7 protein-coding genes and 3 pseudogenes are annotated in these 12,072 nt (G+C 73.9%); 7 read left to right on the top strand and 3 right to left on the bottom strand.

Going from position 1 to position 12,072, the window contains the following annotated elements:
• On the top strand, window positions 1-917 hold a 917-nt coding region (locus tag FMEAI12_RS32120), incomplete at its 5' end, for a homoserine O-acetyltransferase (protein ID WP_112108954.1).
• 24 nt (window positions 918-941) lie between these two features.
• Here the strand turns inward: FMEAI12_RS32120 and FMEAI12_RS32115 are convergent.
• Entirely contained in the window at window positions 942-1,877 is a 936-nt protein-coding gene (locus FMEAI12_RS32115) for a cation diffusion facilitator family transporter (protein ID WP_368672130.1), read from the bottom strand.
• Window positions 1,878-2,359: 482 nt separating this feature from the next.
• Here FMEAI12_RS32115 and FMEAI12_RS32110 point away from each other — a divergent pair, with 482 nt between their 5' ends.
• A complete protein-coding gene (locus FMEAI12_RS32110; protein WP_112108951.1) occupies window positions 2,360-4,147 on the top strand; it encodes a sensor histidine kinase in 1,788 nt (595 codons plus the stop codon).
• 59 nt (window positions 4,148-4,206) lie between these two features.
• Window positions 4,207-5,610, top strand: a complete 1,404-nt coding sequence (locus FMEAI12_RS32105) for a histidine kinase (RefSeq protein ID WP_112108950.1) — start codon at window positions 4,207-4,209, stop codon at window positions 5,608-5,610.
• Window positions 5,611-5,678: 68 nt separating this feature from the next.
• On the opposite strand, the gene FMEAI12_RS32100 is transcribed toward FMEAI12_RS32105, so the two are convergent.
• Complete coding sequence (locus tag FMEAI12_RS32100) at window positions 5,679-7,193, bottom strand: MFS transporter (protein ID WP_071063121.1); 1,515 nt, start codon at window positions 7,191-7,193, stop codon at window positions 5,679-5,681.
• Between the two features lie 152 nt (window positions 7,194-7,345).
• Between FMEAI12_RS32100 and FMEAI12_RS32095 the strand changes: the two genes are divergently transcribed.
• On the top strand, window positions 7,346-7,864 hold the full coding sequence (locus FMEAI12_RS32095) for a MarR family winged helix-turn-helix transcriptional regulator (RefSeq protein WP_112108949.1): 519 nt from the start codon (window positions 7,346-7,348) through the stop codon (window positions 7,862-7,864).
• Window positions 7,865-7,898: 34 nt separating this feature from the next.
• Here the strand turns inward: FMEAI12_RS32095 and FMEAI12_RS32090 are convergent, their stop codons facing one another.
• Window positions 7,899-9,041: a DUF2637 domain-containing protein gene (locus tag FMEAI12_RS32090; protein WP_112108953.1), complete on the bottom strand. Its 1,143-nt coding sequence runs from the start codon at window positions 9,039-9,041 to the stop codon at window positions 7,899-7,901.
• Window positions 9,042-9,652: 611 nt separating this feature from the next.
• On the opposite strand from FMEAI12_RS32090, the pseudogene FMEAI12_RS38900 reads away from it, so the two are divergent.
• The 3 pseudogenes from FMEAI12_RS38900 to tnpB form a co-directional block, all read left to right on the top strand.
• Window positions 9,653-10,624, top strand: a pseudogene (locus FMEAI12_RS38900) (amidase); the annotation flags it as partial.
• A gap of 144 nt (window positions 10,625-10,768) precedes the next feature.
• A pseudogene (locus tag FMEAI12_RS37450) lies at window positions 10,769-10,927 on the top strand (IS607 family transposase); the annotation flags it as partial.
• A pseudogene (tnpB, locus tag FMEAI12_RS32080) lies at window positions 10,924-11,966 on the top strand (IS607 family element RNA-guided endonuclease TnpB); the annotation flags it as partial. The pseudogenes FMEAI12_RS37450 and tnpB, both read left to right, overlap by 4 nt.
• Window positions 11,967-12,072: the final 106 nt, after the last annotated feature.

Raw genomic sequence — 12,072 nt, 5'->3', positions numbered from 1 at the left:
GTCACGCCGCCGGCGGCGCCGGGCCGGGGCATCCGACCCCGGGCTGGTGGGGTGGGCTGGTGGGGCCGGGCGCCGTCCTCGACACCGACCGGTTCTTCGTCGTCTGCCCGAACGTCCTCGGCGGCTGTCAGGGCACCACGGGCCCGGCCTCCGCCGCACCCGACGGACGTCCCTGGGGTGGCCGCTGGCCGGAGATCACCGTCGGCGACCAGGTCAGGGCGGAGGCCCTGCTGGCCGACGAGCTCGGCGTGGGCCGGTGGGCGGCCGTCATCGGCGGCTCGATGGGCGGGATGCGGGCGCTGGAATGGGCGCTGGCGTTCCCCGCCCGGGTACGGCGCGCCGTCGTGATCGCCTGCGGAGCGGCGGCGACCGCCGAACAGATCGCGCTCTACGCCACCCAGCTTGCGATGATCCGTGCCGACCCGAACTGGCACGGCGGTGACTACCACGACCGCCCGCCCGGGGCCGGGCCGCACGTCGGGCTGGGCCTGGCCCGGCAGATGGGGCAGGTCAGCTACCGCAGCGAGCGCGAGCTGGCCCACCGGTTCGGCAACGCGGTGCAGGCGGACGGCCGCTACGCCGCCGCGTCCTACGTCGAGCATCACGGGGCGAAGCTGGCGCACCGTTTCGACGCCGGCAGCTACCTCACGCTGACCGCGGCGATGATGAGCCAGGACGCCGGCCGCGGCCGTGGCGGCGTGCCGGCGGCGCTGCGGGCCTGCCCCGTCCCGGTGACGGTCGCCGGCATCGACAGCGACCGCCTCTACCCGCCGCGCCTGCAGGCCGAGCTCGCCCGCCACCTGGGCACCGAGCTGCGCCTCGTCCCCTCCGCGTCGGGTCACGACGGCTTCCTGCTCGAGACGGCCGCCGTCGGCAGGGTCGTCCGCGACGCGCTCGCCCCCGCCGCGACGTGCTGATCGCCCCGGGCGGCCTTCGTGCCGCTATCCGGCGGGTCCGACCTGATGGAGGTGGTGGGCCAAAGCCTCGTGCCTGCCGCCCGACGACGCGGTGGACGCGTGATCCGTGTGGACCGTCGCCGCGGTCAGTCGGGAGACGGCGTGGATCATGGAGTGCTCGGCCTCCACCGCGATCGCGTGCGCGTCGACGACGGTCAGGTGCTCGTCCACGAGGATGTCGGCCTCGGCGCGGAGCTGGTGGCCGATCCACCGCAGCCGCAGCGCGCCGACCCCGCGTACCCCGGCCGTCGCGGCCAGCGCGGCCTCCGCCGCGTCGACCAACCCGGGATCAACGGCATCCATCAGGCGCTCGTAGACCTCCCGGACCGCGTCCCGCAGCACCGCGAGGATCGCGACCGTGACCAGGAGGCCGATCAGCGGGTCCGCCAGCTGCCAGCCCAGCCCGACCCCGCCGGCGCCGATCAGCACGGCCAGCGAGGTGAATCCGTCCGTGCGGGCGTGCAGCCCGTCGGCGACCAGTGCCGCCGACCCGATTCTCCGGCCTGTTTCGATCCGGTAGCGGGCGACCCATTCATTGCCGATGAATCCGAGCAGGCCGGCCACCGCCACCGCCGGCAGATGCGACACGTCCCGCGGATGGATCAGCCGGTCCACCGCCTCGTATGCGGCCACCCCCGCGGACGCGGCGATGACGAGCACCACCGCGATGCCGGCCAGGTCCTCCGCACGGCCGTACCCGTAGGTGAACCGGCGGGTCGCCGGCCGCCGGCCCAGCCAGAACGCGACCGCGAGGGGAAGCGCGGTCAGCGCGTCCGCGGCGTTGTGGATGGTGTCTCCGAGCAGGGCCACCGACCCGGAGAGCAGGACAACGACGAACTGACAGACGGCCGTGACACCGAGGATCACCAGGGAGTTCCGCAGCGCCCGTATCCCCTCCGCGGACGCGGCCTCCGCGTCCATCCGGCCGGACAGGCCGTGCGAGTGGCGGTGGGGGTGCGGGAGACGCAGCCGCTCCCAGCCGCGGTGCCGTGACCCGTGCCCGTGCCCGTGCCCGTGGACGGCGCCGCGCGAATGGTGTGCCCGATCGTCGTTCGCCGCATTTTCCGGAGCTGGATTCGGCGGGCTGAAGTCCTTCACGCGAATACCGTGACACGAAAACAATATTGCGGCTACAAGGCGGAAAGTCCGATGTCGCAGGTGCAAGCATTTCGCTTCTGCGACCATTCCTCTGGCGCGTCGGGGGTGGGCTCCGGGTGAGCGTCGTTGTGACCCCCAGTTGGTCGATCAGTCGTCCCCCGGCCGGGCGGTGCGTGATCCCCGGCGGCCGTGGCTGTCCGTGAGCGTGCGACGATCGCCACGCAGAGCGGCGGCTTCGGTGACCGCGCTGTGAACGCGTAACTGCACAGCCGCCCACGCCACGTGGCGGCCGGCGGAGGGGATCCGTGTCGACGATCGTGATCGGCCCGGCAACGGACCGCTGGGGCCGGTACCGGTTAGCGTCGGCGGCCCTCGCGCTCGGCGCGGTGGCGGGCGGTCTCGCCCTCGCCGCCGGATGGCCGTACTGGCGTGCCGAGCCCGCGGCGGCCGCGGTCAACGCCTTCGTGACCGGCGCGTTCGTCACCTCCGGGATCCTGCTCGCCAGCCTCGCCGTGCTGCGCCGCACCGGTCTGCTCGCCATCGCGGCCGGGCTGTGCTGGGCCGCCACCTGGCTGCTGTGCCGGGAGGTCGGACCGCTTCCGGCGATCGGCCTGTTCGCGAACGCGCTGTTCTTCGTCGTGCTCGGCTGGGGGGTGCTGCTCTACCCGGACGGGCGGCTCACCGGACGGGCGGACTGGTGGGCGGCCATGGCCACCACCGTGGCGTTCGGCCTGCTGGCCGTGGTGGCGATCATCGTGGCCGAACCGGAGTGGAACGGGTTCGCGCCGGAGGTCCGCTGGCCGTCCCTGCTGTCCGACGAGGCCGTGTTCGGGTTCGTCAGCGACCTCTACACGGTCGTCAACCCGGTGCTCGCGGTGGTGTTCGTCGGCCTGCTCGTGCGGCGCTGCGCCCGGCTCTACGGGCTGGAGCGCTCGCTGATCGCGCCCGCGCTCGCCGTGCTGGGCGTCGTCGTGCTCTGCCTGGCGGCGCTGTCACCCACGCTGGAGAACCACCGGCCTGGGCACGTCGCCGACGGTATCGCCGCGCAGGGCGCCGCGCTGGCGGTGTTCCCGCTCGCGCTGCTCGTCGCGATGGTGCGGCGCGCCGTCGCCGCGGCGACGGCGGCCGATCGCATGCTGCGTCTCGGCGGCGGCCCGGCGACGGTCGGCGCCGTCCGGGACGCGCTGCGCAGCGTGCTGCGCGACGGCACCGTGGACGTCTTCTTCTGGCTGCCCGAGGAGCATCGTTTCGTCGACGTCGACGGGGAGGCGGCCGACCCGGACGGGCGGCCGCAGGCCTGGCGCCAGGAGGTGACGGCGACCTCGGGGGAGCGGCTCGCGGTGGTGACCGGCGGGCCGCTGCTGCGTCGGCACGCACCGTTCACCGAGGCCGCGCTGCGGGCCGCGCGGCTGGCGCTGCAGAACGCGCAGCTCCAGGTCGCCATCCAGGCGCAGCTGGTGGAGACCCGGGCCGCCCAGCGGCGCGTCGAGGAGGCCGAGGCCGCCGAGCGCAACCGCATCGCGCGTGATCTGCACGACGGTGTGCAGCAACGCCTGCTCGCGCTGGCGATGTCGGCGAGCGCGGCGGAGTGGTCCACCGACGACGATCCGGACAGCACGGCATCGGTGTTCCGGGACATCCGGGCGGGGCTGCTGGCGGCGAACGCGGAGGTCCGCAACGTCGCCCGCGGTCTGGACCCGGAGATCCTGCGTACCGCCGGCCTGGCCGGGGCGGTCCGGGACGCGGCCGGCCGCCCGGGGCTGCCCGTGGACCTGCGCGTCGAGCTCACCGGCACCGCCCCCTACGGCGACCTCGCCGAGCGCACGGTGTACTTCGCGGTCTGCGAGGCGCTGGCGAACGCGGTGAAGCACTCCGGGGCCGGCGCAGTGTGGGTGCGGCTGACCGGCGGTGAGGCCCGGCTCGAGGCCGAGGTCCGCGACGACGGCCGCGGCGGCGCCGCGGCCGGCACCGCCGGGGGCCTGGCCGGCCTGCGGGACCGGGTCGACGCCGCGGGCGGCAGCATGCTGCTGACCAGCCCGCCCGGTGCGGGGACGACGGTACTTGTCAGCGTCCCCGTCGGCGGTGCGCGCTGACGCCGCGCCCGGGGCACATGGCGCACCCGTTGGCACGGTTGGTCCGGCGGGGGTGGGCGGTGGCGCGTCCGCTGCTGCCGGCGGTGGGCGCCGGTGCCGCGGTCGCCGCGGGGACGCTCTGCGCCGGCTGGCCCTACCTGCGTCACGAGCCCGCGCTGGCGGCGTTGAACATTCTCGTCGCCGGCTCGCTGACCACCGCCGGCGTCCTGCTGGCCGGGTCGGCGCTGCTGCGGCGCACCGGCGTCCTGCTCGCCGGGGCCGGTCTCGCCTGGCTCACGACGTGGACGATGAGCTGGGACACCGGCGTGCTGCCGCTGCTGGGCATCGCCGGCAGCTGCCAGTTCTATCTGCTGTTCTGCACCGCGCTGCTGCTCTACCCCGACGGGCGGTTCATCGGGCGGGCCGACCGGGCGATCCTGGTGCTGATGGCGATCGTGCTCGGGCCGCTGATGCTGTGGAGCATCCTCGCCTCGCGGCCCGAGTGGAACGGGTACGCCCCGGACGTCTGGTGGCCCGCGCCCCTGGCCGACGAGGACGTCTTCGGTGCGATCAGCGACGCGTACCAGGTGGTCAACCCGCTGCTCGCGGTCGGTTTCGCGGTTCTGCTGATCCGACGGCTCCGGCGGGTGCGCGGCCCGGAGCGCGCCGTCGCGCCGCTGGTGCTGCTCGGGGTGGGCGTGGCGATGGCCGGCGCGGCCCTGCTGGCACCGGCCATCGAGGCCGATGACCTGAGCCGGGTGCTGGGGGCGGTCGCGTCGCAGGGCGCTGTTCTGGCGGTGTTCCCGGCGATGCTGGTGGTCGCCACCGGCCGCCGCGTGCTCGGCGTGGCCACCGCCGCCGACCGGGTACTCCGTCTCGCCGCGCCGGCGACCGTGCGCAGCGTCCGCGACGCGCTGCGTGCCGTCCTGCACGACCCGACGGTCGAGGTGTACTTCCGGTTGCCCGGCGGCGCGGGGTATGTCGACGTGGACGGCCGGCCGGCCGTCGCCCCGGTGGAACCGCGCGGTCCCCGCTGGACGCGCGACGTCCGCACCCGGGCCGGCGAGCCGCTCGCCGTGGTGACGGGTGATCCCGCGCTCGGCCATCACGGTGCGTTCACCGACGCGGCGCTGCGGGCCGGGCGCCTCGCGCTGGAGAACGCCCAGCTGCAGGTCGCCGTCCGGGCCCGGCTGGTCGAGACGCGGGAGGCGCACCTGCGCGAGGCCGACGCGCAGGCCGCGCAGCGCCGCCGGATGGCCCGCGACCTCCACGACGGGATGCAGCGGCGGCTCGCCGAGCTCGAGCGGGCCGCCGCCGCGGCCGAGGACGCTGCGGCGGCCGACCCGGTCGCGGCGCGGACCGTGCTGCGGGGGCTGCACGAGGGCCTGCTCGCCGCGAACCAGGAGGTCCGCGACCTGGGGCGTGGCCTGAGCCCGCGGGACGGCACCCACGCGGCCCCGGCGCGCTCCCGCTCCGCCGGCTGATCAGCCCGGCCAGCCGGAGCCGATCAGCCGGCCGGCCAGCCGAAGGGCTGATCGGCCGGCAGACGCGATCAGCCCGCGTGGACGGGCACCCCGTCGACCGCGGGGACGTCGTCCCGGCCCGCACGGACCAGCAGGATCACCGCGACCAGGGCGATCCCCACGAGCCCGGCGCTCCATACGAACGACGTGGTGTAGCCCTCGATGGCCGCCTGCCGCTGCGCGGCCGCGCCGGTGCCGTGCGAGCCCAGGTAGTCCGAGACCGCCGTCGCGTACACGGTGTTCAGCAGCGCGACGCCGAGTGACCCGCCGACCTGCTGGGTGGTGTTGACCAGCGCGCTCGCCACACCGGCGTCGTGGTCGGCGACCCCCAGCAGGGAGACGCTGGACATCGGGACGAACGCGAGGCCCATCCCGAGGCTGATCAGGATCTCGGCGGGCAGGACGTGGCCCGCGTAGCTGGAGTCCGCCCCGATCTGGCTGAGCAGGACCAGCCCGCCGGCGGCCAGCGCGGTGCCGATGATCATCAGTATCGTCGGCCCCACCCGGGGGAGGAACTGGCTGGCCAGACCGGCCGAGAGGATGATGCCCGCGCTGAACGGCAGGAAGGCGAAGCCGCTGCGCAGCGCGCTGTACCCGAGCGTCGACTGGAAGTAGAAGGTGAGGAACAGGAACATCGCGAACAGGCCGCCGCCGATGAGTAGCGACGCCAGGAAGGAGCCGCCTCGGTTGCGTTCCAGCGGCACGCGCATCGGCAGCAGCGGGGCGGCCGTGCGTGTCTCGATCACGACGAACACCGCGAGCAGCGCCACCGCGCCGGCGAGCAGGCCGATCGTGGTCGCCGAGCCCCAGCCGTCGTCGGCCGCGACGGTGAACCCGTACACGAGTGCGAGCAGGCCGGCGGTGACGGTCACCGCGCCGGGGATGTCGTAGCTCGGTGTGCCCTCGGCCTTGCTCTCCCGCACGATGGGCAGCGCGGCCGCGGCGGTGGCGAGGGCGATCGGGACGTTGACCAACAGGCACCAGCGCCAGGACGCGTACTCGGTGAGCAGCCCGCCGACGATGAGCCCGATCGCCGCGCCGCCACCGGAGATCCCGCCGTAGACGCCGAAGGCGCGGGCGCGCTCCTTGCCCTCGGTGAACGTCACGGTGATCAGGGAGAGTGCCGCCGGGGCGAGGAGCGCCGCGCAGGCACCCTGCAGGGCCCGGGCCGCGAAAAGGAACTCGGCGTTGGGAGCGGCGCCGCCCAGCGCCGAGGCGGCCGCGAAGCCGACCAGGCCCCAGATGAAGATCCTCTTGCGTCCGAGGAAGTCGGCGATGCGCCCGCCGAGCAGGAGCAGGCCGCCGAACGCCAGGGTGTAGGCGGTCATGACCCACTGCCGGTTGGCGGTGGAGATGCCCAGGTCGCTCTGGGCGTGCGGGAGGGCGATCGTCACGATCGACGCGTCGAGCACGACCATGAGCTGGGCGACCGCGATGATGCTGAGCGCCAGCCAGCGTCGCGGGTCGAGCTGGCTACTCGCCCCTGGTGACCCGACCGCGGCGGGCGGGTGCCCGTCGCCGACGACGTCGGTGGAAACGGTCACGGAAGATCTCCTCGTGTCCGGTGGTTGCTGTCAGTCGAGGTGGTCACCGGGAGTGGCCCGGCATCTGGTTCGCTGTCGAATAGTACGCGGCCTGATAGTACAGGCTCGAATTATTTCTGGGCGAACCATCGATGATCAAATAAGCTCATTGCATGGACGGCGGTACGGACGCGTGCATCAGTGGGGCGGAGCCCGACCAGATCGACGGCATCGTCGAGCAGTGGCAGAGCGAGCGCCCCGATCTTGATCTGAGCGCGATGGGGATGTTCGCCCGGATGAAGATGTTCATCGCCGGGCTCACCGCGAGCATGGAGGGCGAGCTCGACAAGCACGGCCTGACTCCCGGCGAGTTCGACGTGCTCGCCACGCTGCGCCGCACCGGCCCGCCGTGCGTGCTGATCCCCTCGCAGCTCTCCGCGTCGCTGATGATGTCGCGGGCCGGCATCACGAACCGGCTCGACCGGCTGGAGGCCGCCGGCCTGGTGAAGCGCAACCTGGATCCCGACGACCGGCGCAGCTTCCGGGTCGGGCTGACCGACAAGGGCCTCGCCGTCATCGATACCGCGTTCACCGGGCACGCCGCCAACATCGCGCGGCTGGCGAACCACCTCACGGCTGAGCAGCGGGAGCACTTCGACCAGGCGCTGCGCGTTCTGCTGCGCGCCCTCTAGTCACTGCGGGGGCGCGGCCAACGAACGGCGGGCGTCAGCCCCCGGTCGTCCTCGGTGCCACGAGCGGCCGGTCGGGCGCCATACCGCGCCGCCGCCCGCGGCTGGCGGGATGGGCACGGTGGGTGGGCATGACCAGCGGCCCGGTCTGCACGTCGGCGTGCCGGGTCTCCTTGCGCACCTGGTACACCCAGCTCTTGCTCACCGTGATGCCCCACCGGCCGAGCAGGGTGACCGCCGCGGTCGCCGAACCGCCGGTCTCGTCCAGCGCGCGAATGATCGCCTCGCGCTTCACCGAGGAGTCCACGGTGTCCACTCCGCCGGCGGAGCCGGCCCCGGCCGTGGACGCCGGCCCGTCTGTCGGGACGGTTGCCGAGGCGCCTGTCGGGACGGCCGGGCCCGGCGCAGGCGTCCGCCCGGGTGCCGGGTCGAGGGCCTGGGCCGTCGCGGGGGCGGGCGTGACCATGGGTGCGGTCACCGAGAGGTCGACCACCGCCACCGTGCTGTCGGCCACAACGTTGTCGGCCACAGCGTTGTCGGTCGCCGCGGGAGCTGTCGCGGCGGGAGCGGGGGTGCCAGCCGGGAAGTCGCCGCCGACGGCGGGCATCCGCTGCCGCTGCGGCGGAATGGACCCCGGCGCCGGAACCGGCTGCCCACCGCCCGGCTGCCCACCGGCAGCTGGGCCATCAGCCTGGGGATCGACAGTCGGGACGTCGGCCGGCGCCGCGGCGGCGGCCTGCTGGCGGGCTGTCCGCCGGCTGGTCGGGTGGATCTGGCGCATGAGCAGCTCGTACGAGCCGAGCAGTGCCAGCGGAGGCCAGCCGGCGATGATCCGGGCTGCGGTGGTCGGCTCGGCGTGCAGGACGTTCGCCGCCAGTGACGCGCACGCCCCCAGCATCAGCAGTGTGTAGGACAGCCAGGACCGCCGCCGGCCGGCCCGCCGGTCGGCCAGCATCGTCATCGACGCGGCCACGATCAGCCCGTCCACGCTGAACGGGAGAACGGCCGAGGTCATCGCGTCCTCGCCGTACTGCAGGGCGACGCCGCGCATGTGGCGGTAGGAGACGAAACCCGCCACGGCCGCGACCGTGGCCACCGCGATCACGGTGGTGATCCGGATGGCCCGTTCCGCCCGGCCTCCGGCCCGCCGAGCCTCCTGCGCCGGACGTCCGTCGACCACACCGATCACCTTTTCAGCCCGTCAATAACAGCCTGGAACCTCTCGACACAAACCATCGCACACAAGACGGAAGTCGCGAACGGCGCGTACGGTTCTTATGCACCGTGGTGCCGGTGTGGGGCTCCAAAGGGTGACCGTCAGGTTTCCCTGCGGAACTCCGCGGGAGTACCTGTTCCAGCGACCGCCCGCGGCGTCTCCCGCGAGCCTGTACGAGCATCGTGACCAGCAGGTTTCCGTGCGGGGTCCGGGCGGCCGGGCCGCACTCGCCGACGCTGGGGACGTGGGGTCGAACGCCCGCTGTCGCGCCGGCGCCCGCTCGATGAACGGCCGTCCGAACACCGCGCCGCCGGCCCGGAATGCCGGCGAGCGCATACCGGCGACGTTTTCCCGGGATTTCCACCCGGTGTTTCCTGACGTTCCGCGTGCTGACGAAGTACTCCGGGTGACGTACTCCGGGTAGCGCCGTCCGAGTGGGCCCGCAGCCCCGCTGCCAGCCGGAAACCCAATGGACGGCGGCCGGCCGGAGGGGGGATGCATGCGCCGCATGCGAGCCTGAGTCGCCATCGAAACGATCAACCTCGCGGCCGGTGCCCGGACGGGGCCGGCCGCCGATGTCCCCTGCCTCCGAACAGGAAAGATCGATGGAGACTCACGAGTACGCATGCCATGACGGGGTCGGCCTGAGCGGGCTGATCCGCCGGGGCGAGGTCAGCGCCGCCGAGGTCGAACAGGCCGCCCGGCGGGCCCTGGAGACGGTGAACGAGAAGATCAACGGGCTGGCCGCGCCGCTGTTCACCCCGGCGCTCGATCACGGGGACGGCCCGTTCACCGGAGTGCCGTTCCTGATCAAGGACATCGGCCCGATGGCCCGGGGAGTTCCCTTCTACTGCGGCAGCCGCGCCCTCGGCCCGGGTGTGCCGGCCCAGGAGGACCACGAGCTCATGGCCCGCTTCCGGGCGGCCGGGCTGGTCACGATGGGCCTGACGACCGCGCCGGAGCTGGGCCTCAACTTCGCCACCGAGGCGGTCCGGTACGGACCGACCCGCAACCCCTGGAACCTCGACCGCGGGGTCGGCGGCTCCAGCGGCGGCGCCGCGGGCCTTGTCGCGGCCGGCGCGGTTCCGCTGGCCCACGGCAACGACGGCGCGGGCTCGCTGCGCGTCCCCGCGTCGTGCTGCGGGCTGGCCGGGCTGAAGCCGAGCCGCGGGCGCACCCCCGTCGGCGCCGACACCGGGATGGGCCTGCTCGGGATGCTCTCCGAGTTCGCCCTGACCAGAACGGTCCGCGACACCGCCCGGCTCCTGGACGTCGTCGCCGGCCCAGGGCTCGGTGACGCGTTCACCGCCCCGCCGCCCACCGGCCGCTACGCCGACGAGGTCACCGCCGACCCGGGGCGGCTGCGGGTGGCCGTCACCACCCGGGCGTGGTCCGGTGCCGCGGTCGACGGCGAGATCGCCCAGGCGGCCGTGCGGGCCGCCGAGTGCCTCGCCGGGCTCGGCCATCACGTCGATGTCGCCAGCCCCGTCCTGGACTGGGAGAGCGTGGTGAGCGCCGTGGCGGCGGAGGCGGTGGCCTCCGCGGCGCCCTTCCTGCTCGCCCCACGGCAGCCGCCGGCCGAGCGGCTCGAGGCGGTCTCCCGGGTGATGATCTCCGCCGCCCGGGAGCGCCGTGCCGTCGACCTGGTGGCCGGGCTGAACGCGGCCGGACGGGTGAGTCGGGCGGTCGCCCGCCGCCTACTCGTCGTGGACCCGGCCGAGGTCGATGACGACCTGGTCCGCGACATCACCGAGATCCTGACCTCGATGTGCGCCCGGCTGTACGGCCGCCGCGCCGCCGCGAACCGAGCCCGCCGCGCGGTCGCCGCTGCCACTGAGGCGGCCGAATGAGGACGTTGCAGGCGTATCGGTTCGCGCTCGACCCGAACGACGTCCAGGCCGCGAACCTGCGTCGCCACGCGGGGGCGGCCCGGTTCGCCTACAACTGGGGCCTGGCCCGGGTGAAGGCCGCGTTTGCGCAGCGCGACGCGGAGAAGTCCTACGGCTTGGACGGCGACCTGCTCACCCCGGTGCCGTGGACGCTGCCCGCGCTGCGGCTTGCCTGGAACGCTGCCAAGCGGGAGGTCGCCCCGTGGTGGGACGAGTGCTCGAAGGAGGCGTACTCGGCCGGGCTGGACCAGCTTGCCTGTGGACTGAAGAACTTCACCGACTCCCGGAAGGGAAAGCGGAAGGGCCGCCGGGTCGGCTTTCCCCGGTTCAAGAAGCGCGGGAAAGCCCGCGACTCGTTCCGCTACACCACCGGTGCCTACGGCCCGGCCGGCGACCTGCACGTGAAGCTGCCCCGAATCGGCCGGGTCAAGGTCCACGAGCCGATGGGCGCGCTCACGTCGCGGCTGGCGGACGGCCGGGCGCGGCTGGGCGGCGCGACGGTGTCCCGGACGGCTGGCCGCTGGCTCGTGGCGTTCACCGTCGAGGCCGACCGGGACGTTTCTGAACGGCCGACCCGCCGTCAGCGGACGGGCGGCACGGTCGGCGTCGACTTGGGCGTGAAACACCTCGCGGTCCTCTCCAGCGGCGAGACGGTGGCGAACCCGAAACGGCACGCCGCCGCGCTACGGAAACTGCGTCGCGCGTCGCGGGCCTATGCCCGGTCGAAGCCGGGCAGCGCTGGGCGCCGGCAGCGCGCCGCCAGCTCGCGACGATCCATGTCCGGGTCGCGAGCCAGCGCCGCGACGGGCTGCACAAGCTCACGACACGGCTCGCCCGGTCCCACGACGTGATCGTGGTCGAGGATCTGCACGTCGCCGGGATGGTCCGCAACCGGCGGCTCGCCCGCGCCGTCTCGGACGTCGGGATGGGTGAGATCCGCCGGCAACTCGACTACAAGACCCGCTGGTACGGTTCGCGGCTGCACGTCGCGGACCGTTGGTAGTGCGCCATGAGGCGCCTGGTTGTATCCCCGGCCCAGCCGGGAGGGACTCGGAGGGAGGTTCCTGGGTTCGATGGCTTACCTGGATCCGAAAGGTGAAGGGGAC

Origin of the sequence: Parafrankia sp. Ea1.12, assembly GCF_900465275.1 — a bacterium.
GTDB lineage: Bacteria > Actinomycetota > Actinomycetes > Frankiales > Frankiaceae > Parafrankia > Parafrankia soli.
Note: the sequence above shows the minus strand (reverse complement) of the source record. Positions and strands in the feature narration are given on the sequence as shown.